This window comes from Bradyrhizobium sp. UFLA05-153, assembly GCF_054185185.1.
The window spans coordinates 19541-45419 of record NZ_JBBIAM010000023.1 but is presented as its reverse complement, the minus strand read 5'-3'; the positions used below and the strand labels follow the sequence as shown (position 1 = coordinate 45419).

Annotated in this window: 29 protein-coding genes and 2 pseudogenes; 21 read left to right on the top strand and 10 right to left on the bottom strand. The window is 63.9% G+C overall.

Translation table 11 applies throughout. The features are described from left to right. Positions 1-4: 4 nt before the first annotated feature. A complete protein-coding gene (locus Q2941_RS16195) occupies positions 5-529 on the bottom strand; it encodes a DUF4142 domain-containing protein (protein WP_254107437.1) in 525 nt (174 codons plus the stop codon). Between the two features lie 95 nt (positions 530-624). On the opposite strand from Q2941_RS16195, the gene Q2941_RS16190 reads away from it, so the two are divergent. The 3 genes from Q2941_RS16190 to Q2941_RS16180 all read left to right on the top strand — a co-directional run bounded on the left by Q2941_RS16190 (position 625) and on the right by Q2941_RS16180 (position 1381). Further along, positions 625-822 (top strand): hypothetical protein, encoded by a 198-nt coding sequence (locus tag Q2941_RS16190; RefSeq protein ID WP_027524363.1) that lies wholly within the window; start codon positions 625-627, stop codon positions 820-822. A 121-nt stretch (positions 823-943) separates the two neighbouring features. Then, a complete protein-coding gene (locus Q2941_RS16185) occupies positions 944-1078 on the top strand; it encodes a hypothetical protein (protein WP_458193082.1) in 135 nt (44 codons plus the stop codon). A gap of 96 nt (positions 1079-1174) precedes the next feature. Next, a complete protein-coding gene (locus Q2941_RS16180; protein ID WP_027524364.1) occupies positions 1175-1381 on the top strand; it encodes a hypothetical protein in 207 nt (68 codons plus the stop codon). 141 nt (positions 1382-1522) lie between these two features. Here Q2941_RS16180 and Q2941_RS16175 read toward each other — a convergent pair whose 3' ends face one another. The 5 genes and pseudogenes from Q2941_RS16175 to Q2941_RS16155 form a co-directional block, all read right to left on the bottom strand. Beyond that, positions 1523-1771: a hypothetical protein gene (locus Q2941_RS16175; protein ID WP_027524365.1), complete on the bottom strand. Its 249-nt coding sequence runs from the start codon at positions 1769-1771 to the stop codon at positions 1523-1525. Positions 1772-2304: 533 nt separating this feature from the next. Continuing rightward, positions 2305-2763 (bottom strand): annotated as a pseudogene (locus tag Q2941_RS16170) (DUF3147 family protein); the annotation flags it as partial. Beyond that, positions 2763-3110 carry a DUF3147 family protein gene (locus Q2941_RS16165; protein ID WP_254107435.1) on the bottom strand — a complete coding sequence of 116 codons (348 nt, stop codon included), beginning with the start codon at positions 3108-3110 and terminating at the stop codon, positions 2763-2765. The gene Q2941_RS16165 and the pseudogene Q2941_RS16170, both read right to left, overlap by 1 nt. Then, positions 3107-3676, bottom strand: a complete 570-nt coding sequence (locus tag Q2941_RS16160; protein ID WP_458193081.1) for a phosphatase PAP2 family protein — start codon at positions 3674-3676, stop codon at positions 3107-3109. The genes Q2941_RS16165 and Q2941_RS16160 overlap by 4 nt, the downstream gene beginning before the upstream one ends. Positions 3677-3750: 74 nt before the next feature. Next, positions 3751-3978 carry a hypothetical protein gene (locus tag Q2941_RS16155; RefSeq protein ID WP_027524368.1) on the bottom strand — a complete coding sequence of 76 codons (228 nt, stop codon included), beginning with the start codon at positions 3976-3978 and terminating at the stop codon, positions 3751-3753. 185 nt (positions 3979-4163) lie between these two features. On the opposite strand from Q2941_RS16155, the gene Q2941_RS16150 reads away from it, so the two are divergent. From Q2941_RS16150 to Q2941_RS16090, 13 genes and pseudogenes are all read left to right on the top strand, one after another. After that, complete coding sequence (locus Q2941_RS16150) at positions 4164-4523, top strand: PRC-barrel domain-containing protein (protein WP_254107433.1); 360 nt, start codon at positions 4164-4166, stop codon at positions 4521-4523. 33 nt (positions 4524-4556) lie between these two features. Continuing rightward, the gene (locus tag Q2941_RS16145) at positions 4557-4715 is read left to right on the top strand and encodes a hypothetical protein (protein WP_198031797.1); all 159 of its coding nucleotides are present in this window, start codon (positions 4557-4559) and stop codon (positions 4713-4715) included. Positions 4716-5067: 352 nt separating this feature from the next. Continuing rightward, complete coding sequence (locus Q2941_RS16140) at positions 5068-6096, top strand: HlyD family secretion protein (RefSeq protein ID WP_458193117.1); 1029 nt, start codon at positions 5068-5070, stop codon at positions 6094-6096. Next, a pseudogene (locus Q2941_RS16135) lies at positions 6093-7713 on the top strand (DHA2 family efflux MFS transporter permease subunit). The gene Q2941_RS16140 and the pseudogene Q2941_RS16135 overlap by 4 nt, the downstream one beginning before the upstream one ends. A 212-nt stretch (positions 7714-7925) precedes the next feature. Then, positions 7926-8663: an SDR family oxidoreductase gene (locus Q2941_RS16130; protein WP_458193080.1), complete on the top strand. Its 738-nt coding sequence runs from the start codon at positions 7926-7928 to the stop codon at positions 8661-8663. Positions 8664-8722: 59 nt separating this feature from the next. Then, positions 8723-9724 (top strand): NAD(P)H-dependent flavin oxidoreductase, encoded by a 1002-nt coding sequence (locus Q2941_RS16125; protein ID WP_027524372.1) that lies wholly within the window; start codon positions 8723-8725, stop codon positions 9722-9724. Positions 9725-9873: 149 nt separating this feature from the next. Beyond that, positions 9874-11469 carry a flavin monoamine oxidase family protein gene (locus Q2941_RS16120; protein WP_458193079.1) on the top strand — a complete coding sequence of 532 codons (1596 nt, stop codon included), beginning with the start codon at positions 9874-9876 and terminating at the stop codon, positions 11467-11469. Then, positions 11469-11891 (top strand): c-type cytochrome, encoded by a 423-nt coding sequence (locus Q2941_RS16115; RefSeq protein WP_063621730.1) that lies wholly within the window; start codon positions 11469-11471, stop codon positions 11889-11891. Before Q2941_RS16120 ends, Q2941_RS16115 begins: the two co-directional genes overlap by 1 nt. 23 nt (positions 11892-11914) lie before the next feature. Beyond that, positions 11915-12409 carry a RidA family protein gene (locus tag Q2941_RS16110; protein WP_027524375.1) on the top strand — a complete coding sequence of 165 codons (495 nt, stop codon included), beginning with the start codon at positions 11915-11917 and terminating at the stop codon, positions 12407-12409. A gap of 96 nt (positions 12410-12505) precedes the next feature. After that, positions 12506-13945: a M20/M25/M40 family metallo-hydrolase gene (locus Q2941_RS16105; RefSeq protein ID WP_458193078.1), complete on the top strand. Its 1440-nt coding sequence runs from the start codon at positions 12506-12508 to the stop codon at positions 13943-13945. A gap of 135 nt (positions 13946-14080) precedes the next feature. Beyond that, the gene (locus Q2941_RS16100; protein WP_458193077.1) at positions 14081-14491 is read left to right on the top strand and encodes a hypothetical protein; all 411 of its coding nucleotides are present in this window, start codon (positions 14081-14083) and stop codon (positions 14489-14491) included. A 212-nt stretch (positions 14492-14703) separates the two neighbouring features. Further along, positions 14704-16278 carry an alkaline phosphatase D family protein gene (locus tag Q2941_RS16095; RefSeq protein ID WP_458193076.1) on the top strand — a complete coding sequence of 525 codons (1575 nt, stop codon included), beginning with the start codon at positions 14704-14706 and terminating at the stop codon, positions 16276-16278. A 205-nt stretch (positions 16279-16483) separates the two neighbouring features. Next, positions 16484-17317: an aldo/keto reductase gene (locus tag Q2941_RS16090; protein ID WP_254107423.1), complete on the top strand. Its 834-nt coding sequence runs from the start codon at positions 16484-16486 to the stop codon at positions 17315-17317. A 162-nt stretch (positions 17318-17479) separates the two neighbouring features. Here Q2941_RS16090 and Q2941_RS16085 read toward each other — a convergent pair whose 3' ends face one another. Both Q2941_RS16085 and Q2941_RS16080 read right to left on the bottom strand, forming a co-directional pair. Beyond that, positions 17480-17704, bottom strand: a complete 225-nt coding sequence (locus Q2941_RS16085) for a hypothetical protein (RefSeq protein WP_027524380.1) — start codon at positions 17702-17704, stop codon at positions 17480-17482. A gap of 107 nt (positions 17705-17811) precedes the next feature. Further along, positions 17812-18270, bottom strand: a complete 459-nt coding sequence (locus tag Q2941_RS16080; protein WP_458193075.1) for a hypothetical protein — start codon at positions 18268-18270, stop codon at positions 17812-17814. A gap of 161 nt (positions 18271-18431) precedes the next feature. Here Q2941_RS16080 and Q2941_RS16075 point away from each other — a divergent pair, with 161 nt between their 5' ends. After that, positions 18432-18704 (top strand): helix-turn-helix domain-containing protein, encoded by a 273-nt coding sequence (locus tag Q2941_RS16075; protein WP_027524382.1) that lies wholly within the window; start codon positions 18432-18434, stop codon positions 18702-18704. Positions 18705-18722: 18 nt separating this feature from the next. Next, the gene (gene hpaD / locus Q2941_RS16070; RefSeq protein WP_254107421.1) at positions 18723-19577 is read left to right on the top strand and encodes a 3,4-dihydroxyphenylacetate 2,3-dioxygenase; all 855 of its coding nucleotides are present in this window, start codon (positions 18723-18725) and stop codon (positions 19575-19577) included. 38 nt (positions 19578-19615) lie between these two features. Here hpaD and Q2941_RS16065 read toward each other — a convergent pair whose 3' ends face one another. Continuing rightward, positions 19616-20851, bottom strand: a complete 1236-nt coding sequence (locus Q2941_RS16065) for an aminotransferase-like domain-containing protein (RefSeq protein WP_458193074.1) — start codon at positions 20849-20851, stop codon at positions 19616-19618. Positions 20852-20904: 53 nt separating this feature from the next. Further along, positions 20905-21438 carry a DUF3124 domain-containing protein gene (locus Q2941_RS16060; protein WP_458193073.1) on the bottom strand — a complete coding sequence of 178 codons (534 nt, stop codon included), beginning with the start codon at positions 21436-21438 and terminating at the stop codon, positions 20905-20907. Between the two features lie 67 nt (positions 21439-21505). Here Q2941_RS16060 and Q2941_RS16055 point away from each other — a divergent pair, with 67 nt between their 5' ends. From Q2941_RS16055 to Q2941_RS16045, 3 genes are all read left to right on the top strand, one after another. Beyond that, entirely contained in the window at positions 21506-23230 is a 1725-nt protein-coding gene (locus Q2941_RS16055; protein WP_027524386.1) for a cation:proton antiporter, read from the top strand. A gap of 170 nt (positions 23231-23400) precedes the next feature. Further along, positions 23401-24477, top strand: coding sequence for a 3,4-dihydroxy-2-butanone-4-phosphate synthase (ribB, locus tag Q2941_RS16050; protein ID WP_027524387.1), 1077 nt, complete (start codon positions 23401-23403; stop codon positions 24475-24477). Positions 24478-24600: 123 nt separating this feature from the next. Further along, entirely contained in the window at positions 24601-25815 is a 1215-nt protein-coding gene (locus Q2941_RS16045) for an acyl-CoA dehydrogenase (RefSeq protein ID WP_449378665.1), read from the top strand. Positions 25816-25879 lie beyond the last annotated feature (64 nt).

The window sequence follows — 25879 nt, the reverse complement described above, 5'->3', positions numbered from 1 at the left end:
GTGCCTACTTGTCGGCCATCGTGCGCGCGGCGTCGCGGAGCTGCGATCGCAGGATAGGCAACTGCTCGCGCGCGAAGGCGCTGAGCGCGTCATTGTCGGGTGCTCGCAGATAGCGCTCGAGCAGGGCGATGGTCTCTTCATATTCGGCGACCTGCGCCGCGTAGAATTGCCTGACATAGGCCGGCCCTTCGGAGTCGTCGGGACCGGTGAGTGCGGCGTCCGCGGTCGAGGTTTTGCGAACGTCGGGCTCGGCGCCGATCGCTTGCTGGATTCGCTTCAGCGCCTTGTCGCGCTTGGCTGCGTCGTCGGCCCGCGAGATCGCGAGGGTCTTGATCTCCTGATTGCCCCTAAGGTCGGCGCTCTCGAGCAGGCCTTGCTGGAATCGCCCGAACGCATAAAGACCGCTGATGACATCGGTTGCCGTCGGCGTGCGCACGGAATCGTGCCCGGCCCATGTTCGCTCGCCGCTGTTGTCGGCGAGTACAGCGGTGCTCATGAGCAACAGGACGGTGGCGACGATGATGCGCATGGATCGTCAATGGCGGGCTTACGCCGAAGTTCCCGCGACATTACGATCCGGTAAGGGCGGTTGCGCGCAGCACCGTGGCTTCCCAACTCTTTGACATGAAGCAATCTGATATCTTCAGGGAAAACGCCGAGAACTGCCTGCATCTCGCCGAGCGGGCCGAAGGGCAACCCGCCTTCAAACGCTACCAGCGGATGGCGGAAGCCTGGTCGGCGCTGGCCGAGGAACAGGACTGGCTCGACGGCGAAATCCCGCCCGTCGCCCAACGCGTGCCGCAAAAGAAGCAGACATCATAGCCGCTCTCGCGTTCGTGAGCCCTCGTGTGAGACCGCTCACGGACAATGCGCGACCAACTGACGATGATCCGATGAAAGGTCGCAACAAACCGCGTTTGTTCCTTTCAGCAGGAGGATTGCAATGGCTCCCCGTCTGGCTCTGTTCGTCCTCATCATGGCGTTTGGTATTTCCGCCACCTTCGCGACGGTAACGACGCTGCGGCAAGTCCATTTGGCGCATTCGTCGCCGTCGGTCGCGCAGCATGCGCGCAGCTAGGCGCGCTTGACCTTCCGGATTCCCCGCTGATCCGGAACCATTGCGGTTGTGGCGCGTAAGCGTCTTGAAGACAGACGAAAAGCGGGAAGTGCAACCATGACGTATTCCAACCATGGCATCGTTCGCGACAAGCGCGCCGAGGAGCAGCCACGCGACAAGCAGCGCGCGCAGACCGTGCACAAATCCGGTGCGAAGGGCTCGCCGTCGAAGGAAGCAACGCGCGATCCCGAGCTGAATGATCAGGACAAGACTCCGGGCTCGGGCATGACGCCAGATGATTCCGGCACGCCCCCGACCGGTTGAGATTCAGAGGAACGAATCCATCTCGGACGCGTAAGTGGATTGCTTGCGGCTTCATACCCCGGTGGGCCGGAAGCAATCTCCAAGGACGGCCCTGGCACCCCCGTGCCGGGGTCGTTTGCTGTTGTGCTCTCCCAATTGCGTTCAATCCTCGGCGTCGCCGTCGGCTGCGCCCGGCGTGTGGCCCTCGGGGCCGCGACCGAACACGCCATAGTCGCTCGACTTGACGCCCGCCAGCCCATCGATGCCGGCACGGGCGAGACCAAGCTTGAGAAGTTCGCGCACCGCGGCGGCGCGTGTCGGCATGCGGTGGCGGAAGCGGAAATCGTCGACTGCACTCAGTTCTTCAGGCGAGAGCATGACCTGCAGTCGCTCGGCGCGAAGATCGTTCATGTTCAGCCACTCAAAGTTGGCAAGGTGAGTAGTTTACTCAACGAACCAACTCGGTGCGGGTTCCGCAAGCTCCTCAAATGTCACCAAATGAGTGAAAATATCACGGAAAATCAATAACTTATGTAATTGCGGGGCAACTGCAGAGGTTCATACTGAAGCTCAATATCGCTCCAAGAACTGGAGAGACACGATGCCCGATCAGGTCAGATTGCCGCGCAAACTGTCCGAAGAGCCCGAGGCGCCGGAGCCGCGCCGGCCGAGTCATCGGAGGGTGATTGAGCAACTCGATCGCTGGGCCAATAGCCCGGGCCTGCAACCCCCACGAGGTCGCGATGCGGAAACGGAAACGTTCTGATCCCCACACGTTCGAGCAACGGCTTGAAGAGCACCGACTTCGGCTAGAAGACGAGCTCGCAAAATTGCAGGGTGCAAAACTGCAGGATGGGCGGCAGCGCGAGCTGCTTGTGGCGCGTCTCGAGCAGCTTCAGGCCGCCGCCGAGATGCACGAGTTTCTGTTGCCACGACGCTAGCCGGTTGGCCGATGCGTGGTCGTGCTGCCTCTGATGGCGCACGACGCGCAGCTTGCGACGCAGCCACCACATCGACACGGCGACGGTTCCCCACGCGACCAGTGCAACTGCAAAGCCTACTGCGACGCTTGCCGGGATCGTGAGGTAGAATACGGCTGCGAAGGCGGCGAGGCCGATGCTTCCCAATCCCGCGCCTGCGGCATCGAGCGCGGCAGCCTGCGGGCCGCGCCTCCCGCCGTTCAGTGCAACCCTCTCCTTCTTGCGGCGTTCGTGGCGATCGATCAGCGTGGCGCTGGCACAGAAGATTGCGGGAAGTGCGAGGAACAGGCCGCCAACGGACGTGCCGAATTGCTTGCCGATGAGACCGGCCAGAACAGTCGCGGCACCACCGAGCACGAAACGGATGAGATATTCGCACCAATGCGTCTGCTTCAGAGACGACAGTGACAGCTTGACGGGCATCACGTGGATCCTCCGAAGCTCGCCAGCAGGCCGAACGCGACAGCGAGCCAGGCCGCGAAGGAGACGATCGTTGCGGACAGCGCCGCCATGCGCCAACGCATCAGTAGTTGGCACACGACGAAGCTGTAGCAGGCGAGCGCAACGGAGCCATAGATCATCGTCCAGCTTTCGGCAGCGGCGTAAGTCGCGCCATGCTGGGCGACGGCAATGCCGAGCGTCGCCAGTGCGACCGCGGGCGCGGCGCCGAACAGGCCAGCAAAGCTCTTCGGCCGCAGCATGTCGCTCAGGATCGCGAAGGCGGACACGATCAGGCCGCCCGCGATGAAGCGTAGGATGTGCTCGGTCACGGCCGTACCCGCGCATTGCGCTTCACGAGCGCGCGCGGTCTCAACAGCCGCTCGACCGCGGCGCCGAGCGCAAAGCCGGCCACGACGTCGCTCGCCCAATGCGCCAGCAGTACGATGCGCGTCAGCGACAGTCCGATGGCAACGGCGCGAAAGGCGCGGCGCGGACCGCGCGGCAACAGGCCGGCTGCGGAGGCAAGCGCACCCATGTGAACGGCATGTCCGGATGGAAAGGCGTCGTGCGATCGCCCCGATATCGGAATGCCGTGCCGATGGCCGCGGACGGTGAGCCTATCCGGCCTGGTCTGATCGAAGAACGATTTCAGAATATGCGGCAGCACTGCCGTCACGAGCGACACCGCAAGCACGTGGTTGGCAACCGGTCGCGCTGCTGGACGTCGCGTCCAGGCGTAGAGCCAGCCGGCGGCGGCGAGCGCCAGCAGCACGTGCTCGTCGGCGCCCCAAGTGAGGGCCTCCGCGGTTTCTTCCATGCCCGGGTTGGCATGAGCGGCGATTTCATCGGCGATCGCGATATCGATCCGGGTCGGCTTGACTGTAACGAGTGCCATCGTTGTTCGGTCGGCGAGGGTGCACCGTGTCGATCTTGTAAAGCCAAGGCACGAGGGAAGTTCCGTGTCTGCGACTAGTCGGTCGGATTGCGGCCGGTGCGCGGGTTGAGCGGCCTGGTCGGCGGCCGCCGCAGCCGTTCGGGCAGGAACGGTTCGTTCTCTTGGGCGCTCGGCATCGCGCGGACGTCGGCGTAGCGCTGCGCCCGCTCATGCGGGGTCTCGTTGTTGTTGATCCGCCGTTTCACGTCGACGCCGCCGACGGGATCGTTGATGCCATGCTGGATGTCGCGAAAATCGCTCATGTCTCACTCCTTGCCAGGCAGGATGGATTCGAGCACTTGGCGCGCGGTGCCTCGAATTCTACCTGGAAAACTGCTGTTTTTCAGCGTTGTTCCAGGCCCGGCGGGGAACACGTGGCGAGAGCGCCGGAACGATCGTTTCGCGGCTTGGTTGATCAGCAAGAGCGAGTCTCAACGGAGATCTCACCATGATGGATCAAAGCGAAACAGGCACGCTGATCGGTAGCGACAAGGTCGAGGGGACTTCGGTCTATGGCGTCGACCACAACAAGATCGGTTCGATCGAGCGCGTCATGATCGACAAGAGGAGCGGCAGGGTGTCCTACGCCGTGCTCGGCTTCGGCGGGTTCCTCGGGCTCGGCCACGATCACTATCCACTGCCCTGGCAGTCACTGAAATACGATACCGACCTCGGCGGCTACGTTACCGGCATCACCGCCAATGAACTGCGCAACGCCCCGCATTATGGCGAGGCGGCCGAGTGGAACTGGAGCGACGACGCCAAGGTTCGTGCGCTGAACGCCTATTACGGCATGCCGATTGTCTAGAGCACCCGTCGCGCTATCGAGCAGGAGTTTCCGATGAGCAAGGAAAAGCCCACGGACGATCCCCGGCAGCAAAACGACTGGGGATCGCATGCACAGACGGACAAGCCATGGAAGGGCAATCCGGAGAAGGAACAGAGGTCGGGCGAGGCGAAGCCCGATCTGGAGAAGTGGCACGAGAGCAAGACACATTGAGTGTGTGAGGGCGGGGAGTTCGACCCCTCGAGCGAAAGCGCGCGCCACATTGTCGGTGTCATCGCCCGGCCTCGACCGGGCGACCCAGTATTCCAGAGACGGTTGTGGCTTCGCGGATGGGCCACGGCGTACTGGATGCCCCAGTCAAGCCGGGGCATGGCAGCGGTTGTACGCGTGCAATGCGAACGAGCTGTCGATGCATCTGAACTAATCGAGGTACTGAATCGTGGATGCTCAAACACGAGAGCGTGGGCCATCCGCGGAACAGCCGCAGCAGCCCCCGCGCAAGGACGCTCCCCAGGACGCCTCGAACGAGGTTCACGAGGCGTCCGATGCATCGCGTGCAACCTCGTTGCGCGACCGCCTGCGCGAACACTGGCTGATTGCGACCGCGGGTGCCCTTGTCCTGATCGCAGTGCTCGTGTCCGGCCTCGTCTACTGGTTGAACATCCGCCATTATGAATCGACCGACGATGCCTTCATCGCTGCGCGCAGCTTTTCCGTCGCCTCGAAGGTCGGCGGCTACGTTGCCGACGTCCCAGTCACCGACAACCAGCACGTCAACGCTGGCGATCTGCTAGCGCGGATCGACGAGCGCGACTATCGGATCGCGCTCGACCAGGCCGAGGCGCAGGTCGCGGCCTCACAGGCCAATATCGGCAATGTCGAGGCCCAGATCGAGTCCCAGAAGGAACAGATCAACCAGGCCAAGGCCCAGCTCGATCAGGCCCAGGCACAGCTCAAGTTTGCACAGGAAGAGGATGCGCGGGCGCAGGATCTCGTCCAGAAGGGCGCCGGTACGGTCCAGCGCGCGCAGCAGACCCACTCCGACCTTCAGGCGCAGCAGGCCAACACCGAGCGCGCGAAGACTGCGGTAGCCAGCGCCGAGCTCGGCATCAAGACGCTTGAGGCGCAGCTCGAAGGTGCGAAGGCGCAAGCGAAGCAGTCCGAGGCGCAGCGTGATCAGGCCAGGCTGAACGTCGACTACACCAGCGTGCTCGCAGCGCAGCCGGGGCGCGTCGTCAAGCTCAGCGGTGCCAAGGGCACCTACGTTACGCCGGGGCAGAGCCTGATGATGTTCGTGCCCGACGATGTCTGGATCGTCGCGAACTACAAGGAAACGCAGCTCAAGGAGATGCGGCCCGGCCAGTCCGTCGAGATCCGCATCGACGCCTATCCCGACCGCAAGCTCACCGGTCGCGTCGCGTCGGTGCAGCCGGGCTCCGGCACGGCGTTCAGCCTGCTGCCGGCGGAAAACGCGACCGGCAATTACGTCAAGGTGGTGCAGCGCGTGCCCGTGAAGATCGTGGTCGATAGCTGGCCGGCCGATCTGCCGGTGGGGCCGGGCATGTCGGTCGTGCCCTGGACGAAGGTGCGATGACCGACATCACGCAGGGCGCCGCGGCGGCGGGCGGCTGGTCGCCGGAGCGCTCGGCGGCGGGCGGACACAATCCCTATCTGATCGCCTTTGTGGTCTCCATCGCCACCTTCATGGAGGTGCTCGACACCACCATCGCGAACGTCTCGCTGCGCCACATCGCCGGCGGGCTCGCGGTCGGCCTCGACGAGAGCACCTACGTCATCACGAGCTACCTCGTCGCCAACGCCATCGTGCTCTCGATCTCGGGCTGGCTCTCGACAGTGATCGGCCGCAAGCGCTTCTACATGATGTGCGTTGCGACTTTCTCGGCGGCATCGCTGCTCTGCGGCTTCGCCTGGAGTCTCGAGGCTCTGGTGCTGTTCCGCATCCTACAGGGTCTCGGCGGCGGTGGCATGGCGACCAGCGAGCAGGCGATCCTTGCCGACTCCTTTCCGCCGCACAAGCGCGGGCAGGCGTTTGCGATCTATGGCGTCGCGGTCGTGGTCGCGCCGGTGATCGGCCCGACGCTCGGCGGCTGGATCACCGATACCTATTCCTGGCACTGGGTGTTCTTGATCAACGTGCCGATGGGCCTCATCTCGCTGTTCCTGGTCGGCACGCTCGTCAAGGAGCCGTCGGGTGCTGAAGAGGAGAGGGGGGGAGCTGCTCGCCAAGGGGCTGCGTGTCGACTATGTCGGCTTCATTCTTGTCGCGATCGGTCTCGGTTCGCTCGAATTCGTGCTCGATGAGGGCCAGCGCAACGACTGGTTCGGATCGACCATGATCGTTGTCTTCGCGTGTCTTTCCGCATTTTGCCTGCTCGCGCTGATCCCATGGGAATTGACGCGCGAGGATCCCATCGTCGACATCCGTCTGCTCGGGCGGCGACAGTTCGGCGCTTGCTTCGTGGTAATGCTGGGTACCGGCGCGGTGCTGATCTCGACGACACAGCTCATTCCGCAGCTTCTGCAGACCGAGCTGAACTACACGGCCATGCTTGCGGGCCTCGCTCTGTCGCCCGGCGGCGTCGCAACGCTGGTTCTGATGCCGGTGGTCGGGCGCCTGGTCGGCATGGTGCAGCCGAAATATCTCATCATGACGGGCGCGGCCATCTGCGCCGTCGCGATGTGGCATCTCACCGGAATCAACGGCGACATCACCTATGGCTATGCGGCGATGGCGCGCATCCTGCTCGCGCTCGGTCTGCCCTTCCTGTTCCTGCCGGTGACGACGGCGTCCTATGACGGCATGCCGCCGGACAGGACCAACCAGGCCTCTGCCCTCATCAACGTCGCGCGCAACATCGGCGGCTCTGTGGGCGTCGCGCTCGCGCAGACCATCCTGGCGCAGCGCCAGCAATTCCATCAGAGCCGGCTGATCGAGCATCTCGCGCCGTCGGATCTCGGCTATCAGCAGAGCGTGGACGCGATGACGCGGTTCTTCCAGGCACAGGGCTCGAACGCATCGGATGCGGCCGCGCAGGCGATCGCCTGGGTCGGCAGGACCTTGCAGCAGCAGGTCGACTTCCTTGCCTATATCGACGTGTTCTGGATGCTCGCGATCATCGCCGTCCTGATGATTCCCGTCGCTGCGATCCTTCGCCCGATCGACCTGCGCGCTCCGGCCCGCGGGCATTGATTGCTTTGCCAGGTTCGCAAGGTCCAACGCTATAAGTCTGAAAAAAGAACCTATCTGAAAGATCAGGACATTTTGGCGTAACCTATAGCCAGTACAGCGAGAATTTGACAGTTCTATTTTAGAACTATATCATCGAGCTCAATATCACCCAACGGCCCATCGCGTGGGCGGTCGACACACCGCCGCGGCGCGGCCCACAGGAGGAGGCGACCTTGTCCAAGCGAAACGCCACGGCTGCCATCGTCGGCGCCGGCGACTACATCGGCGCCGAGATCGCCAAGAAGTTCGCATCTGAAGGCTTCACCGTCTTCGCCGGCCGTCGCAATGGCGACAAGCTCGCGCCGCTGGTAAGGGACGTTGAGGCGGCCGGCGGCGAGATCCACGCCCGCTCGCTCGATGCGCGCAAGGAGGAGGAAATCGTTTCCTTCCTCAACGACGCCGACAAGCACACGCCGCTAGAAGTCTGCATCTTCAACGTCGGTGCCAACGTCAATTTTCCGATCCTCGAGACCACCGAACGGGTGTTCCGGAAGGTCTGGGAGATGGCCTGCTATTCCGGCTTCCTGGCGGGACGAGAGGCGGCGCGGCTGATGCTGGCGCACGGCGGCGGCAATATCTTCTTCACGGGCGCGACGGCGTCCTTGCGTGGCGGCAGCGGCTATGCGGCTTTTGCCAGCGCCAAGTTCGGCCTGCGCGCCGTCGCCCAGGCGATGGCCCGCGAGTTGGGGCCGAAGAACATCCACGTCGCGCATCTCATCATCGATTCCGGCGTCGATACCGAATGGGTGCGGCAGCGCCGCCTCGAAGCGCTCGGCCCCGACGCGCTCGACAATCCCGACCTCCTGATGCCGCCAGCCTCCGTCGCGGAATCCTATTGGCAGCTCTATCAGCAGCCCAAGAGCGCCTGGACCTTCGAGATGGAGATCCGCCCCTTCGGAGAGAAATGGTGACCGTGGCGCAGATCTACGGCTAAACTCGCGCCAGACAAACCATCCGGGAGGACGCCTACGTGAAGACCGCGATCACCGAACTGTTCGGCATCGAGCACCCGATCATCCAGGGCGGCATGCATTTTGTCGGGTTTGCCGAACTCGCCTCCGCAGTCTCCAACGCCGGCGGGCTCGGCATCATCACCGGGCTCACCCAGAGGACGCCGGAGCTGCTCGCCAAGGAGATCGCGCGCTGCCGCGAGATGACCGACAAGCCGTTCGGCGTGAACCTCACTTTTCTGCCGACCTTCTCGGCGCCGCCCTATCCGGAATACATCGCCGCGATCGTCGAGGGTGGCGTGAGAATCGTGGAGACTGCAGGCCGCAGCCCGGAACAATACATGCCTGCGCTGAAAGCGGCCGGCGTCAAGGTGATCCACAAATGCACCTCGGTGCGCCACTCGCTGAAGGCCGAGCGGATCGGCTGCGATGCGGTCAGCGTCGACGGCTTTGAATGCGGCGGCCATCCCGGCGAAGACGACATCCCCAACATGATCCTGCTGCCGCGCGCGGCGGAGGAGTTGACGATTCCCTTCGTCGCCTCCGGCGGCATGGCCGACGGGCGCAGCCTCGTCGCAGCACTTTCGCTCGGCGCCAGCGGCATGAACATGGGCACGCGCTTCATCGCCACCAAGGAGGCGCCGGTGCACCAGAACGTCAAGAACGCGCTGGTCGCGGCGACCGAGCTCGATACCCGCCTGATCATGCGCGCGCTGCGCAACACCGAGCGGGTGCTCACGAACGCCAATGTCGATCGCCTACTCGAGATCGAGCGCGAGAAGGGCGAAAAGCTGAAGATCGACGACATCCACGACCAGGTCGCGGGCGTCTATCCCAGAATCATGATCGAGGGCGAGATGGATGCCGGCGCCTGGAGCTGCGGGATGGTCGCAGGCCTCATCAACGACATCCCCTCGTGCAAGGAACTCGTCGATCGCATCATGAGAGAGGCGGACGAGATCATCCGCGGCAGGCTGATGGGCTTCCTCGACGGCAAGGCGGCGGCGCGCAAGGTCGCGTGACGTCGTATTTGCGGCTAAAACGATGAGGATCGCAATCAGCATCCTCATCGCGCCGCGCGACGGCGCGCCGATCAACAACGCGTGTGTTGCCTCGCTCCGCGGTGTGCTGTTTGCTGACGGCTCAGGACTGGGCCCTCTCCCGTAACGCCATGCAAAGCGAACCCGTGACCGTCAGGCGACGTGATCTTCTTGCGCTGATCGGTACGGTGGCCGGCAGCGCGGCCATGTATCATGCGATGACGAGCCTCGGGCTCGCGTCGGAGTCGCGCTACAAGGGCCCGATTCGGCTCGAAGGCGATCCCAGAGGCGCCTCCGTGCTCGTGCTTGGCGCGGGCCTTGCCGGTATGACCGCGGCGCTCGAGCTACGCAAGGCCGGGTACACTGTCCAGATCCTTGAATTCAACGCTCGCCCCGGCGGCCGCAACTGGACGCTGCGGGGCGGCGATGCCTTCACCGAGCTCGGCGGCCACAAGCAGGTGTGCGAGTTCGAGGATGGTCTCTATCTCAATCCGGGGCCGTGGCGTATTCCCTATCATCACCGCGCGCTGCTCGATTATTGCAGGCGCCTGGGCATCGCGCTCGAGCCGTTCAATCAGCTCAATCACAACGCTTTGCTGCATTCGGTGCGCGCCTTCGGCGGCAAACCGCAGCGCCTGCGCGCCGTGAAGGCGGATTTCCAGGGCCAGATCGCCGAGCTGCTCGCAAAGGTGACGCAGCAGGGCAAGCTCGACGAGACCGTGTCGAAGGAGGACCAGGAAATCCTGCTCCAGGCGTTGCGCTCCTGGGGTGCGCTCGACAATGGTTATGGTTACAAGGCCAATCTGCTCTCGGCGGAGTTCCGCGGCTACACCAGGGATCCCGGCGGCGGCTTGACGGCGATACCGGAGCCGAGCGAGCCGGTTGGCCTGTCGGAGGTGCTGAAGTCGCGGCTCTGGCGCTATTTGCGTGGCTTTGCGCACTACAATTTTCAGACCACGATGTTCCAGCCGGTCGGCGGCATGGACATGATCGGCAAGGCCTTTGCGAAGGAGGTCGGCGATCTCATCCGCTACAACGCCAAGGTGACGCAGATCCAGCAGGACCCGCGCGGCGTCACCGTCAGCTATGTCGATGCCAAGAATCCTGGCGCGGTGCAGCAGGTGCACGCCGATTGGTGCGTCTGCACCATCCCGCTGACGATCCTGAGCCAGTTGCCGCTCGACGTCAGCGCCGCCATGAAATCGGCGATCGATGCCGTTCCCTATGCCGCGTCCGTGAAGATCGGCCTGCAATTCAAGCGCCGATTCTGGGAGGAGGACGAGGCGATCTATGGCGGCATCAGCTACACCGACCTGCCGATCCGCCAGATCGCCTATCCCAATTACGACTACAACCGCGCCGGGCGCGGTGTCCTGCTCGGCGCCTATCTGTTCGACGGTCCGAACTCCTACGAATTCACCGCGATGTCGCCGGCCGAGCGGGTCGCGCGCGCCGTCGAGTTCGGCGCCGTCATTCACCCGCAATACAAGAGCGAATTCGAAAACGGCATCGCGGTCGCCTGGCATCGGGTGCCCTTCGTGCTCGGTTGCGCCGGCGACTGGAGCGACGAGGCGCGCGCCGCGCATTACAACAACCTCTGCCAGATCGACGGCCGCATCGCGCTCGCGGGCGAGCACGCCTCCGCGCTTCCAGCCTGGCAGGAGGGCGCGATCCTCTCCGCGCTCGATGCGATTGCGCGGCTGCATGACCGCGTGGTGAGGACGTGATGGGTCAGGGCTTTCGACGGGTGCGATGGCCGGTGCGGCTTGCCTTGTCGGCAGTCATGATGCTGTCGGCAACCGCGCGGGCGCATGACGGCCCCGAAAACCGCATCTTCAGCTCGGGCTTCAATTTTGCGGAGACCACGGGCGAGGAGCTGTTCACCAATGTCTGCCAGGGCTGCCACATGCCTGATGCCGGTGGGGCCTCCGGCGCCGGCGTCTATCCGTCGCTCGTCGCCGACAAGAATCTGGAAGCACGCGGCTATCCCGTCTATCTCGTGCTCAACGGCCGGCGCGCCATGCCGCCGTTCGGCGAGATGATGACGGACGCGCAGATCGCTGCCGTCGTGAATTATCTGCGTACGCATTTCGGCAATGCTTACGATGATGCAGTGACGGCGAACGAGGTGAGGGACGCGCGTCGCTGACGTCCTGGCAAGAGGGGGAACCAATGAATTTCAGAACCGCCGCCGTCATTGGCGCGTTGCTTGCGATTGCCCATGCGGGCACGACTCACGCCGAGGTCATCCGGCATCCCATTCCGAACTCGACCTTTCCGATCGCGCAGGCCGTGCAAGTCACCGGCAATGCCACGACCTATTATGTCAGCGGCCAGGTGCCGCCGGTCGCCAACAAGGATGCCGATCCGCAAAGCCGGGAGGCCTATGGCGACACCAAGACACAGACGGTCGGCGTGCTCAACCGCATCAAGGGCATTTTGGAGGGGCTCGGCCTCACCATGGGCGACGTGGTGAAGATGCAGGTCTTCCTGGTGCACAATGCGTCGGCACCGATGGACTTCAAGGCCTTCATGGAGGGCTACACCCAGTTCTTCGGCGGCAGCCAGCCTAACCTGCCGGCCCGCTCGGTGGTCGGCGTCGCCGCGCTCGCCAATCCCGGCTTCCTGGTCGAGATCGAGGTGATCGCTGTCAAGGACGCGAAATAGGCCGGGGGCGGTTGCAAAAACGGCAGAACGATCTCGCTTGCCAAAGCGCGCCTTCCGCTGTCTGAATTCAGCGAGGCCGCATTTCGGGAGCACGCGATGAAGAGGACGATCACCAAGAATAATATCTCGTGCAGGAAGGCTCTACTCTCGACGGCTGTCGCGGCCCTGCTGCTCACCTGCGGGGCGGCCGCCGCCGAAGGCCTGAGCCCGCAACAGCAGCTCTCCCACGACGTCTACAAGGAGCTCGTCGAGATCGACACCACCACCGCGACCGGCGACACCGCGCGCGCGGCCGAAGCGATGGCGACGCGGCTGAAGGCGGCGGGCTTTCCCGATTCGGACGTGCAGGTCTTCTCGCCCGCGCCGCGCAAGGGCAACCTGGTCGCCCGCCTGCACGGGAGCGGTGCGCGCAAGCCGATCCTGCTGGTCGCGCATCTCGACGTCGTGCCGGCGCTGCGCGAGGACTGGTCGGTCGATCCGTTCAAGTTCACCGAGAAGGATGGCTACTACTACGGTCGCGGCACGGCCGACGACAAGCACATGGCGTCCGCCTTCATCACCAGCCTGATTCGGTTCAAGCAGGAGGGCTATAAGCCCGACCGCGACATCATTGTCGCGCTGGAGACGGACGAGGAGATCTTCGACCGCGACGGTCTCGGCATCCAGTGGCTGATCAAGAACAAGCGGGACCTCATCGACGCCGAGTTCGCGCTCAACGAGGGCGCCGGCGTTGGCCTGAAGGACGGCAAGCCGATCCGCGTCGGCGTCCAGACCAGCGAAAAGATCCCCGTCAGCTTCCAGCTCGACGTCACCGATCCCGGCGGCCACAGCTCGGTACCGCGCAAGAGCAACGCGATCTACAAGCTCGCCGAAGGCCTCGTGCGCCTGTCCAAGTTCAACTTCCCGCCCAAGCTGAACGCCACCACGCGCGGCTATTTCGAGAAGAGCGCGCAGTTCGAGAACGACCAGACCGCAGCCGACATGCGCGCCGTGATGTCCGACAAGCCCGATCCGGCGGCGCTGTCTTTCGTGCGGCTCGCTGCGAACCCCGTCTACAACGCTCAGCTCCGCACCACCTGCGTTGCGACCATGCTGCAGGGCGGGCATGCCATCAACGCGCTGCCGCAGTCGGCGAGTGCCAAGGTCAATTGCCGCATCATGCCGGGCGAGCCGGTCGAGGAGGTCAAGGCGACGCTGGAGCAGGTGCTGGCGGATCCCGACATCAAGCTGACGCAGATCGATACGGCGGTCATCAGCGCGCCCAGCGAGCTGCACGAGGAGATCATGGGCGCGATCGAAAAGCTCTCGGGCGAATTCTTCCCCGGCGCCATCGTGCTCCCGGTCATGAGTTCCGGCGCCACCGACGGCAGCTACCTGCGCAATGCGGGCATCCCGACCTACGGCCATTCCGGCATGGCGATCGACATCGGGGAGAACCGCATCCACGGCAAGGACGAGCGTGTTCCCGTGGCGTCGTTCTACAAGGGACAAGAGTACCTTCATCGGCTCGTCAAAACGCTGGCAGGCGGTTCCTGAGCCTGCGAAAGGCTTGTGAATCGGGGATCGGCTTCGGTAGCTGGTAACCCTGATGACAATCTGCCGCTGGAAATCCGCCTCGCGCCTCCTAAATAAGGGTAAAATTGCCCTTAATTGAATTTCAGGAGGCGTCTCTTGGTCCTGAAAAGCGTATCGTTCGGCCTCGCCACCGCGCTCATGCTCGCATGCAGCAGCGCGGCGATGGCTGACGACTACAAGCCTGACGAATATCTCGGCCTCGATCTCTCCAAGGCGGTGCTGTCGCCGAAGCGGCTCGGCCCTGCGACGCAATTCGCGCCGGTCCAGGTGGAAGCACGAAGTGATGCGGCGCGCGCCGTGCCTGACGTCACGCCGAAGGCGGTCGTGACCGAGCACGTGAAGGCGCCGGAGCCGCGGGTTGCTCACGCGAAGAGGGCGCAACCGCGTGGCGCTGCCCGCACCAGGCTTGCGCATCGGCACGCGAATCCGCTGGACGCGCAGGCGATGGACACGCGCATCCAGACCTGGCCGTGCAGGTCGGGCGGCATCTGCAACTGGAAACATTAGAGCATGATCCGGACCCGAAGGGCCGCGCTAGCGCAAAGTGTGAAGCGGTTTTCCCTCGCGACAAACGCGGAACGCGTTTGCGCGGAGATCATGCTCAAATAATTAGGCGTCATCCGCCCGTCGCAAAACGGTAGGCGCGGAGTCAAAAAACCGTCGGCCTGGAGTCAAGGAGCACAGGCACCTTTCGTCGCGATTCGACGAAGGTTTCCTGAATGGCAACGCTCCGCGCCTCGCGCGCATGGACCCGGCGGCAGTTTCTGGTCCGCTCCACATCCTCCCTCGCGCTCGCTGGTCTCGGCTCTCGCGCCAAACCATATCTCAGCCGCGCCGCCGATCGTCCGCTGATCGCAGGCGGCATTCAGTCGGGCGACGTGTCCGAAGGCTCTGCCGTCATCTGGGCGCGCGCCGACCGGCCTGCGCGGATGCGGGTCGAATGTGCCACAGCCGAAAGCTTCAAGACGATCCTGTGCACGGCAACCACTGACGCGCTGCCAGACGCCGACTTCACCTCAAAGGTGCTGCTGCGTGACCTGCCGCCCGGACAGGACATCTTCTACCGCGTGCGCTTCGACGACATCGCGACCGGCATTGTCGGCGAGACGCGTACCGGACATTTCCGCACTGCGCCAGCCGCAGGCCAGTCGATCTCGTTCGTGTGGTCCGGCGACACCGCCGGGCAGGGATGGGGCATCGATACGTCGCGCGGCGGCATGCGCAGCTATCGCACGATGCTCGACAACCGTCCGGATTTCTTCATCCATTCCGGCGACCACATCTATGCCGACTGCACCATTCCTGCCGAGTTGAAGCTGCCGAACGGCGAGATCTGGCGCAACCTCGTCACCGAAGAGAAATCGGAAGTCGCGCACACGCTGGCGCAGTTCCGCGGCAATTACAAATACAATCACCTCGACGAGAATTTCCGCGCCTTCCATGCGGAGGTGCCGATGTTCGCGCAATGGGACGACCACGAGGTCACCAACGACTGGTCGCCCTATGGCAGCGTCGATGAGACCGGTTTTGATGCCGACGGCACCTCACGCCTGGTCGCGCGCGCGAGGCGTGCGTTTTTCGACTTCATGCCGATTCGCGAGATCCGGCAGCAGCAAGGCCGCATTTATCGGAGAATTGCCTACGGACCGCTGCTCGACGTCTTCATGATCGACATGCGCAGCTATCGCGACGGCACCTGGAACAAGGGCGAGGAGCACGACGGCTGGATCCTCGGCCGTGATCAGCATGCCTGGCTGAAGCGGGAGCTCGCCGCTTCGCGCGCGACCTGGAAGGTGATCGCGGCCGACCTGCCGATCGGCCTGATCAGCCTCGATGCCGTCGCGCTCGGCGATGGTCCGCCCGATCGGCGCGAGCACGAGATCGCGGACCTGCTCTCCTTCATCAGGCGCGCCGGCGTGCGCAACACCGTCTGGCTCACCGCTGACATGCACTACACCGCCGCGCATTACTACGATCCCAACCGCGCGGTGTTCTCCGATTTCGAGCCGTTCTGGGAATTCGTCTCAGGTCCCCTCCATGCCGGCACCTGGGGGCCGGGCGAGCTCGACAACACCTTTGGACCCGTCGCGATGTACCAGCGCGGTTGTAGCGCCGAGCAGGGCGAGAACCTTGCGCCTTGCTTCGGGCTCCAGTTCTTCGGCTGCGTCGACATTGACGGCGGCACGGAGGTCATGACCGTGACGCTGAAGGACGTCGACAATCGCGACCTCTGGTCGGTCAACATCCTCCCGCGGCCGCAAGTGCGGCCCGCTGTGGTGGCACAGCATTCGTAAATGGAGCGCGGAGTCGTCATGCCCGGGACAAGACTGGGCCTGACGATGTGAACCAGCGGACACGCTAACCGGTTCTTGATTGGCTGCTCCGCGATCGGCTCGCTATAATGCTCACCCCGCCATCGCTCTTTCACCACTGAAAACTCTGCTTGCGCGGCCTTTGCCGGGCGCATCCGGCGGGCTGGAATTCGTCAGGAGTGTCTTCATGGAAAATCTGAAAATCAAAAATCTGACAATCCACGGCATGAGCATGCCCAAGCTCGGCCTCGGCACGTTCCGCATGCAGGGCGATGCCTGCCGCGCCGCGGTCGAAAGTGCGCTGTCGCTCGGTTATCGCCACATCGACACCGCCGAAATGTACGCCAATGAGGAGCCGATCGGTGCGGCGATCGCCGCCGCCGGCGTGCCGCGCGGCGAACTGCACGTCACGACGAAGGTCTGGCACGAGAACCTTGCACCGGACGCGATCCGCCGCGCTTCTGACGCCAGCCTGAACAAGCTTCGGCTCGACCACGTCGACCTCTATCTCGTGCACTGGCCGTCGCGCAATGCGAACTGGCCTGCGGTTTTCGAGACGCTGATGAAGCTGAAGGAAGAGGGCCGCACCCGCGCCATCGGCGTCGCCAATTTCAACACCGCGCTGCTCAAGCTCGCGGTCGAGGAGATCAGGGCGCCGATCGCCTGCAACCAGATCGAATATCACGTGATGCTCGATCAATCGAAGGTCATCGACTATCTCACCGCAAAATCGATTCCGCTGGTTGCTTATTGCCCGCTCGCGCAGGGACGTATCGCCTCTGATGCGGTTTTGGGCGAGATCGGCCGCAAGCACAATGCGACCGCGGCGCAGGTCGCGCTGAAGTGGCTGCTCGATCAGAAAGGGGTCGCTGCGATTCCGAAGGCATCACGGCGAGAGAGCCAGCAGGCCAATCTCGACGCGCTGAAGATCACGCTCGACGACGACGATCGCAGAAAAATCGCGGCGCTGCCGAAGGACAGGCGCTGCGTCAATGCCAGTTTCGCGCCGGTGTGGGACTAAAGCGCGATGAGATTGGGCCGAATCGTCATCGCGCTTTAGGTTGTTGTTTGAGCATGATCTTTTCGGAAAACCGCTTCACACTTATCCGGATCATGCTCTAGTGTCGGTGTCTATCCGCGCATGCAAAGAAATGGCCCCGTCGGGGCCATTTCAGCGTGCGCATCAGTAGTCGTAGTGGCGATGACCGCGCTTGATCACGACGACCCTGTCGCCGTGATGATGCCAGCCACGATGCATGCCGTAGTCACGGTGCTCGCGGAATTCGGCCCGGGCGCCGTAGGGGCCGTAATGGTGCTTCTTGATCACCACCGTCTCGGCGCTCGCCACCGTCGGTGCCACGATCGCAAGCGCGCCGAGAGCCGCGACGACATAGCCAAGCTTCCTCATGATGTCCTCCTCCAATGAACGCCAATTTAAACCGCGCACGCGCGCGAACGTTCCGGAGGAACTGTAAGGAGAATTCTGAACGTCTGTTCAGCTTCGCTTACGCGCGCTCACGTGCTGTTGCCGCAGCGGTGCTGCGCAGGCGTCGGAGCGCCGGTCTTGACGAACGTGCCATCGCGGATGGTGTAGTCGCTGCGCTCGCCGCGATTGTAGATCGCGCGCAGGCTGCCGTCCTTCTGTAGCGCGAGGCCGAATTCGCGCGTTTGATGCAGCGCTGGAAAGAACACCATGATGTTGAGCAGGCCGTCCGCATCGGTCGAGGCCGCCACCACCTCGTTCTCGTCCCTGGCATCACCGAAGTTGCGGCGGTACATCACGCGGCCGTCCGGCCTGACTTCGTAGGTGAGCACTGCACCCTTGTCGCGGTCGGGCGGGAGCGAGCAATCGATCGCCCAGGAGCCGAGCAGCCCCCAATTGACGATCGTCGCCGCCAGCGTCTCGGCGCCGGCTGTGGATACGAGCACAAGCCAGACCATCGCGGCCAGCGCGCAGCGGTTCAAACAAAGCATCATGTCTTCAGGAGCCCCGCCTCGAACGAGAGCGAAGTTTAGCATTTCCAGCCTAGTCGTCCACGCCGGTCGGCAATCGTACCGCTATTTGATCCGCGTCAATGAGCGGACCCGAAGCTGCGCCATAATGCCAGCTTCGGGAGGCGATCGTGGATAGATCAATGCTGGATGAAGTCACCGATTTTGCGGGCGAAGCGCTGCCGGGCGGCACTGCTGTGCCGCCATACTCCGAGACCGAATTCCTGGCGGAGCTCGGCGAGCGGGTGCGCTCATCGCGCATGCGCTGCGAGCTGTCGCGGCGGGAGCTCGCGCGCAGGTCGGGAATTTCCGAGCGCTACATCGCGCAGATCGAGGCCGGCAAGGGCAACGTTTCGATCGTCCTCTTGTTGCGGCTGGCCTCCGCGATCCATGGCAGCCAGGCACAGGCGGCCTGACGCTAAGAGGTCATCGCCATGGGTCAGCTCGTGCTTGCGGCCAAGGTGACCCATGTTCCGTCGCTGATGCTGTCGGAAGCGCCCGGCAGCCCGTTGCGCGCGGCGCGCGAAGGCGCCGTCAATTCGCTGCGCGAGCTCGGGCGACGGGCGAAAGAGCGCGGTGTTACCAGCTTCGTGGTGTTCGATACCCACTGGCTTTCCAATTTCGGCTACCACATCAACGCCAATGCGCAGCATCGCGGCTCGTTTACCAGTCACGAGGCGCCGCAGATGATCCAGGATCTGCGCTATGACCTGCCGGGAGACACCGTACTCGCCCAGGCGATCGCGGGCAGGGCGGCCGAAGGCGGGCTCAACGTCATCGCGCACAGGATTGCGAGCCTCGGGCTCGAATACGGCACCATCGTTCCGATGCACTACCTGAACGCAGGCGGCTGGGCGAAAGTGGTCTCGATTGCCTCGCCGCTGTTCACCTCGCTCGAGGAGAGCCGGGTTCTCGGCGAAGCGACGCGCCAAGCGATCGAAGATTCGGGCAAACGGATTGCGGTTCTTGCCAGCGGTTCGCTGTCGCACCGGCTCTGGCCGAATAAGAAGCTGGGTACGGAAGCGTGGACGTCGGTCGCCAGCGAGTTCAATCGTCAGGTCGATCTGCGCGTGCTCGAGCTCTGGCAGCAGCGTCGCTACCGCGAATTCCTCGACATGCTTCCGGACTATGCTATCAAGTGTAACGGCGAGGGCGGCATGGCCGACACCATCATGCTGTTTGCGGCGCTCGGCTGGTACGACTATCGCGGCGCGTCCGAACAGCTCTGCGAGTACTTCCCGTCGTCCGGCAGCGGGCAGGTGAACGTGGAGTTTCACGTCGAGGCGTGAAACTCCAGGAGTTCAGTCCAGGAGTTCTTTCCAAGCGCTCAGGCGCGCGCCTTCTCGACATTCGCGATTCGCGCCGGCACGCCGAACTCCCTGCGGCAGACCTCGGCGAGCACGGCGACGCCCTCGCGGATCTGCTGGCGCGTGGGGCTGGCAAAGCACAGCCGCAGCCGAGAACCCGAATAGCCCTTGCTGGTCGACCATTCCGGACCTGGATTGATCGAGACGCCGGCCGCGAGCGCGGCCTGGTAGAGCTTGAGCGTGTCGACATTGTCGGGCAACTTCACCCAGAGGAAGATGCCGCCTTTCGGCTCCTCGAACTCGGCAGCGGTTCCGAACTGCTCATTCAGCGCTTCCATCAGCGTGTCGAGCTTGGTGCGCAGCGCGCGCGTCAGCGCGGGCACGTGGGTCGCGAAATGCGGCCGGCAATATTCGGCGAGCGCCATCTGCTCCAGCGCGCCGGATCCGGCGTCCGTCTTCAGCGCGAGCATCCGGGACATCACCTCCCAGGGCGCAACGATGAAGCCGACGCGCAGCGCCGGCGCGATCGATTTGGAGAACGATCCAATATGGATGACACCGCCCTTGCCGCTCATCGCGTGGATGGCCGGCGGCCGTTCTCCTGACCAGACGAGGTCGGCATAGCAATCATCCTCGAAGATCGGGACAGCGTACTCGGCCGCAAGCCGCAACAGCTCGGCGCGGCGGCTTTCCGGCATGATGCTGCCGGTCGGGTTCTGCACTGTCGGGATGGTGTAGATGTATTTCGGCTGGATGCCGCGGCTCCTCAGGTCGGCAAGCGCGGACGCCAAAGCGTCCATGCGCATGCCCTCGCCGTTGAGGGGAACGCCGACCGTATTCACGCCGAGCCGCGTCAGGCGGTTCAGCGCGCCCTGATAGGTTTCCTGCTCGACGATCACGGTATCGCCGCGCGCAAGCAGCGTATGGTTGACAAGGTCGAGTGCTTGCAAGGAGCCCGAGACGATCAGGAGATCGTCGACCGTACAATTGATGCCAGCATCGCGTTTCAGCTTCGCGGTCAGGAATTCGCGTAACGGCAGGTAACCCTGCGGACCATGCGCCAGTCCGTAAGTGGCGAGGTTGCGACCCTCGCGCCGGAGCACCGCATCGACCGCCGCGATCAGGTCATCGACCGGCACCTGCTCGGAATCATTGTTGCCGCCGACGAAGCTGTATTTGGCAAGCCCGGTCCAGCGCGCAGAAGGAGCCGGCAGCCCCGGCGGGAACAGGGGCGCGAAGTCGAAGCTGGCAGTCATGGGCAGTTTCCTCTGTTTTTGTTGAGCCAGCCGGCATTGCGCCGGCCGGCCTGTTACTTCTTGCCGACCGTCCGGGTCGGGCGGCCCTGGCTGATGAAAGCGTAATGCGCATTGGCGACGCCGCCAACCATCAAGGCCTCGACCACGGGCTCGGCGATCTCGCTCGCTGCCGCCCAGTCGACGATGAAGTTGGCTCCGGTCCCGCCGCGCACGTCCTCGGTCGGGATGACGACGGAGACCGTCGCGAGCGGCTTCAGGGCGACCGGCGATTTCAGATAGCTCTCGATCATCTTGCCGGTGGTGTCGAAATAGGCGATCCGCTTGAGCACCAGGGGGAGCGTTTCCGACGCATTGTGGACGCTCAGCGTCACCGAGAAGTCGACGCGCAGCTTGCCCTGGCTCATCGCGACGCTGGAATAGGCCGGCACGTAGAAGCCGCCGGAGACGGCGAGTTCCTCCTTCGGCATCGCCGTCAGCGAATCGGCAAAACCCTGTTCGATATTGACCTTCGGCTGTGCCGCAGCAGGCAGCACCACGCCGAGCACGCCGCCTATCAATGCGAGCACGATCGACAGGACGATTGGCATGTGACGAATTGCTCGTTTGCCGCGCTGCACCGCGCCTCTAGGGTGCGGCAAAAAGGACTGCTTTGAGATGCACGAACTCATTGGCGATATCACTCTTTGTATTTTGTTCGCTTGGATGCTTGGGCTTTTGGCCCATTTCTCCCGCCAGCCGCTGATCCTGGCCTACCTTATCGCTGGCTTCTGCATAGGTCCATTCGGCGTCGGCTGGGTCAAGTCGCAGGAATCGATCAGCGTCATTTCCGAACTCGGCCTGATCTTCATGTTGTTCATGATCGGGCTCGAGATCGATCTGAAGAAGATCGTGCGGGCGGGACGGGTGATCCTGTTCGCGGCCGGCGGCCAGCTCCTCGGCGGCTGCCTGCTCGGCATCTCGTTCTTCGCCGCTATCGGCCTGACACTCGGCGGCGGTCATTTCGATGCGCTCTATCTTTGCGTCGCCTGCGCACTCTCGAGCACGGTCATCATCGTCAAGGTGCTCTATGAGAAGCGTGAGCTGGACACGCTGCCCGGCCGCATCACCCTTGGCATCCTGGTGCTCCAGGACATCTTCGCCATCCTGTTCCTCGCCGTGCAGCCGAGCCTTGCCGATCTGCAAGTGAGCGTCATCCTGCTCTCGATCGTGCGCGTCGCAGTGCTCGTCACGGCCGCGCTCCTCGTCAGCCGCTTCGTGCTGCCGCGCCTGTTCCACCAGATCGCCCGCCGCCCGGAGCTGATCCTTCTGGGCGCGCTCGCCTGGTGCTTCCTGGTCGCCGAGACCGCCGAGCGGCTGTCGCTGTCGCGCGAGATGGGTGCGCTGATCGCCGGCGTCTCGCTCTCGACCTTCCCCTACGCGCTCGACGTCACCGCCAAGGTCACCACCTTGCGCGATTTCTTCATCACGCTGTTCTTCGTCGCGCTCGGCATGACCATTCCGGTGCCGAACATGTCCGTGATCGGGCTTGCCCTGATGATCGCGCTCTTCACGGTCGTGAGCCGGCTGGTGACCACCTTCGTGCCGCTCTATCTGATGCAGCAGGGCCTGCGCGCGAGCCTGTTGCCGGCGATCAACCTGGCGCAGATCAGCGAGTTCTCGCTGGTCGTGATCCAGACCGGCGTCACCGACAACCACATCGCCCAGGAGACCGCCAATGCCGCCTCCTTCGCCTTCGTGGTGCTGGCCGTGCTCTCGACCTTCGTGATGGTGAGGAGCGACGAGATCACGCGCTGGGCGATCGGGCCCTTGAAGCGGTTCGGCCTGCGCGACCTCGATCACGCTCACGCCGAGGAGGGACACGTGGGCGGCCATGGCGAGGCGCGGCGGATCGTCATCCTCGGCTTTTTCCGCGCGGCGAGCGCGCTGCTCGCGGAGATCGAGCGGCAGGCGCCGGTGCTGCTCGAGCAGATCACGGTCGTCGATTTCAACCCCAATGTGTACCGGACGCTGCTTTCGCGCGGCCTGCACGTCATCTACGGCGACATCAGCAACGTCGACACGCTCGTCCATGCCGGCGTCGGCAAGTCCGAGGTGATCATCCTCAGCGTGCCTGATGCGCTGTTGAAGGGGGCCACCAACGAGAAGCTGGTCCGTCACGTCCGCGCGCTCAACCCGAGCGCCCTGGTCGTGGCCACCGCCGATCTGTTGTCCGACGTCGGCGAGCTCTACGCGGCGGGCGCCAACTATGTCACCGTTACCCGCCTCAGCGATGCGCATGAGCTGTTCACGGTCATCGAGGCGGCTCAAGCCGGCCTTCTGGAGGATAAGCGGACGGAGCTTGACCTGCGATTGAGCGAGCGTCGCGAAGTGCTGCCATAGGCTCGCTCGGCGGCCTTCCACGCGGCCGGGTAGGGCCTATATCTCTGGTATTTCCGGTGCAAGCCGGGTGCTGGCGGGACCTAGCGAAGGCATAAGCGGTTGCGTCCGGGACACTAGCGCCCGGATCGAAGTCCGGCTAAGCCTCCGGCCACCATAGCCAGAGATTGGACATGCCCGATACCGTACAGGAAGTCTTGCAGGCCTTTGCCAAGGGTGAGCTCGTCGTCGTCACCGATGACGAGGACCGGGAAGGCGAGGGCGATCTGATCGTCGCCGCCTCGCTCTGCACCGCCGATAAAATGGCGTTCATCATCCGCCATACCTCGGGCATCGTCTGCGCGCCGGTCACCACGGAGGACGCGCGCCGCCTGCGGCTCGATCCAATGGTCGCCCACAACGACTCCGCGCACACCACGGCCTTCACGGTCTCGATCGACTACAAGCCCGACGGCGGCACCGGCATCTCGGCCGAGGAGCGCGCCTCCTGTTGCCGCGCGCTCGCCAATCCCAATGTCGGCGCCGGCGATTTCGCTCGTCCCGGCCACATCTTTCCGCTGATCGCCAAGGATGGTGGCGTGCTGCTGCGCTCCGGTCATACCGAGGCGGCCGTCGACCTCTGCAAGCTCTCCGGCCTGCCGCCCGTCGGTGTCATCAGCGAGCTGATGAACGACGATGGCAGCGTGATGAAGGGCGAGCAGGTCGCGCAGTTTGCCGCCCGGCACAAGCTCAAGCATGTCACGATTGCCGACCTGATCGCATACCGCCAGGCGCGCGAAAAGCTGATCGAGCGGGTCGCGACCTTCGTGACCGAAAGTCCGATCGGGCCGTTGCAGGGCTATGCCTACCGCTCGCCCTTCGATTCCATCGCCCATGTCGCCTTCGTCTACAACGGCGTCGGCGACGGCAAGAACGTGCTGACGCGCTTCCACAAGCCGAACATCGTCAAGGACATCTTCACCGGCCACAAGCGCATGCAGCTCGTGCTCGATCATTTCAAGAAGGCCGGCCGCGGCGTCCTGGTCTACCTGCGCGACGGCGCCGCCGGCGTTCCCGTAGAGCCCTTGCCGGACGAGTCGACGGCGGAGGCCGACCGCAACAGGCAGTGGCGCGAGGTCGGCGTCGGCGCGCAGATCCTGCGCGATCTCGGTGTCACCTCGATCCGGCATCTGACGTCTTCGGTGCATGACTATAAGGGCCTCTCCGGCTTCGGCATCGAGATCGTCGCCAACGAGCAGCTCGAGACCTGACGCACAGTCGTTCCGTGCGCGCGCCACGCCGGAACGACCGAAACCAGGACGCAATTGCAACTGGCGCTGCGGCGCTTTAATTTAACGGTCAATTAGACGGAACCAGACGCGAAAGGACGTTTCATGAGTGTGCGCCCTCAGGCCAAGGACAAGCCGGCTGCGGCTTCTTTCCAGTGGGACGATCCGTTCCTGCTCGACGAGCAGCTCACCGAAGACGAACGCATGGTGCGCGACACGGCGCGAGCCTACGCCCAGGACAAGCTGCTGCCGCGCGTCACCAAGGCTTATCTCGAAGAGAAGACCGATCGCGAGATCTTTAACGAGATGGGCGAACTCGGCCTGATCGGCATCACGCTGCCGGAGGAATATGGCTGTGCCAATGCGGGCTACGTCGCCTACGGCCTCGTCGCCCGCGAGATCGAGCGGGTCGATTCCGGCTACCGTTCGATGAACTCGGTGCAGTCCTCGCTGGTGATGTATCCGATCTATGCCTATGGCGACGAGAACCAGCGCAAGAAGTACCTGCCGAAGCTTGCCAGCGGCGAGTGGGTCGGCTGCTTCGGCCTCACCGAGCCTGACGCCGGTTCCGATCCGGCCGGCATGAAGACCCGCGCCGAGAAGGTCTCGGACGGCTATCGCCTCACCGGCAGCAAGATGTGGATCTCGAATGCGCCGATCGCCGACGTGTTCGTGGTCTGGGCGAAGTCGGCCGAGCACGACAACCAGATCCGCGGCTTCGTGCTGGAGAAGGGCATGAAGGGTCTCTCCGCGCCGAAGATCGGCGGCAAGCTGTCATTGCGCGCCTCCATCACGGGCGAGGTCGTGATGGACGGCGTCGTGGTGCCCGAGAGCGCGCTGCTGCCCAACGTGTCCGGCCTGAAGGGCCCGTTCGGCTGCCTCAATCGCGCCCGCTACGGCATCTCCTGGGGCGCCCTGGGCGCGGCCGAGGACTGCATGCACCGCGCCCGGCAATACACGCTCGACCGCAAGCAGTTCGGCAAGCCGCTGGCCGCGACCCAGCTCGTGCAGAAGAAGCTCGCGGACATGGAGACCGAGATCGCGCTGGGCCTCCAGGCAAGCCTGCGCGTCGGCCGCCTGATGGACGAAGGCAAGTTCGCGCCCGAGATGATCTCGATCGTCAAGCGCAACAATTGCGGCAAGGCGCTCGACATCGCTCGCGTCGCGCGCGACATGCACGGCGGCAACGGCATCCAGATCGAGTATCACGTGATGCGCCACGTCCATAACCTCGAGACGGTCAACACCTACGAGGGCACCCACGACGTCCACGCCCTGATCCTCGGCCGCGCGATTACGGGGATTCAGGCGTTTTTCTGATTTAGAGTTCCGTCATTCCGGGTTCGGCCCTGCAGCCGCCCCGGAATGACGTCAAAGAAAAGAC

Excerpts from the sequence above, each read along its gene's own strand:
- Q2941_RS16150 (WP_254107433.1), top strand. The coding sequence starts at position 4,164 with ATGATGGATCAAAGCGAAACAGGCACGCTGATCGGTAGCGACAAGGTC.
- Q2941_RS16175 (WP_027524365.1), bottom strand. The coding sequence starts at position 1,771 with ATGAACGATCTTCGCGCCGAGCGACTGCAGGTCATGCTCTCGCCTGAA.
- hpaD (WP_254107421.1), top strand. The coding sequence starts at position 18,723 with ATGGGTCAGCTCGTGCTTGCGGCCAAGGTGACCCATGTTCCGTCGCTG.
- Q2941_RS16080 (WP_458193075.1), bottom strand. The coding sequence starts at position 18,270 with ATGCTTTGTTTGAACCGCTGCGCGCTGGCCGCGATGGTCTGGCTTGTG.
- Q2941_RS16185 (WP_458193082.1), top strand. The coding sequence starts at position 944 with ATGGCTCCCCGTCTGGCTCTGTTCGTCCTCATCATGGCGTTTGGTATT.
- Q2941_RS16095 (WP_458193076.1), top strand. The coding sequence starts at position 14,704 with ATGGCAACGCTCCGCGCCTCGCGCGCATGGACCCGGCGGCAGTTTCTG.
- Q2941_RS16155 (WP_027524368.1), bottom strand. The coding sequence starts at position 3,978 with ATGAGCGATTTTCGCGACATCCAGCATGGCATCAACGATCCCGTCGGC.
- Q2941_RS16195 (WP_254107437.1), bottom strand. The coding sequence starts at position 529 with ATGCGCATCATCGTCGCCACCGTCCTGTTGCTCATGAGCACCGCTGTA.
- Q2941_RS16160 (WP_458193081.1), bottom strand. The coding sequence starts at position 3,676 with ATGGCACTCGTTACAGTCAAGCCGACCCGGATCGATATCGCGATCGCC.
- Q2941_RS16190 (WP_027524363.1), top strand. The coding sequence starts at position 625 with ATGAAGCAATCTGATATCTTCAGGGAAAACGCCGAGAACTGCCTGCAT.
- Q2941_RS16090 (WP_254107423.1), top strand. The coding sequence starts at position 16,484 with ATGGAAAATCTGAAAATCAAAAATCTGACAATCCACGGCATGAGCATG.
- ribB (WP_027524387.1), top strand. The coding sequence starts at position 23,401 with ATGCCCGATACCGTACAGGAAGTCTTGCAGGCCTTTGCCAAGGGTGAG.
- Q2941_RS16115 (WP_063621730.1), top strand. The coding sequence starts at position 11,469 with ATGGGTCAGGGCTTTCGACGGGTGCGATGGCCGGTGCGGCTTGCCTTG.
- Q2941_RS16060 (WP_458193073.1), bottom strand. The coding sequence starts at position 21,438 with ATGCCAATCGTCCTGTCGATCGTGCTCGCATTGATAGGCGGCGTGCTC.
- Q2941_RS16085 (WP_027524380.1), bottom strand. The coding sequence starts at position 17,704 with ATGAGGAAGCTTGGCTATGTCGTCGCGGCTCTCGGCGCGCTTGCGATC.
- Q2941_RS16180 (WP_027524364.1), top strand. The coding sequence starts at position 1,175 with ATGACGTATTCCAACCATGGCATCGTTCGCGACAAGCGCGCCGAGGAG.
- Q2941_RS16055 (WP_027524386.1), top strand. The coding sequence starts at position 21,506 with ATGCACGAACTCATTGGCGATATCACTCTTTGTATTTTGTTCGCTTGG.
- Q2941_RS16105 (WP_458193078.1), top strand. The coding sequence starts at position 12,506 with ATGAAGAGGACGATCACCAAGAATAATATCTCGTGCAGGAAGGCTCTA.
- Q2941_RS16075 (WP_027524382.1), top strand. The coding sequence starts at position 18,432 with ATGCTGGATGAAGTCACCGATTTTGCGGGCGAAGCGCTGCCGGGCGGC.
- Q2941_RS16120 (WP_458193079.1), top strand. The coding sequence starts at position 9,874 with ATGCAAAGCGAACCCGTGACCGTCAGGCGACGTGATCTTCTTGCGCTG.
- Q2941_RS16110 (WP_027524375.1), top strand. The coding sequence starts at position 11,915 with ATGAATTTCAGAACCGCCGCCGTCATTGGCGCGTTGCTTGCGATTGCC.
- Q2941_RS16045 (WP_449378665.1), top strand. The coding sequence starts at position 24,601 with ATGAGTGTGCGCCCTCAGGCCAAGGACAAGCCGGCTGCGGCTTCTTTC.
- Q2941_RS16145 (WP_198031797.1), top strand. The coding sequence starts at position 4,557 with ATGAGCAAGGAAAAGCCCACGGACGATCCCCGGCAGCAAAACGACTGG.
- Q2941_RS16065 (WP_458193074.1), bottom strand. The coding sequence starts at position 20,851 with ATGACTGCCAGCTTCGACTTCGCGCCCCTGTTCCCGCCGGGGCTGCCG.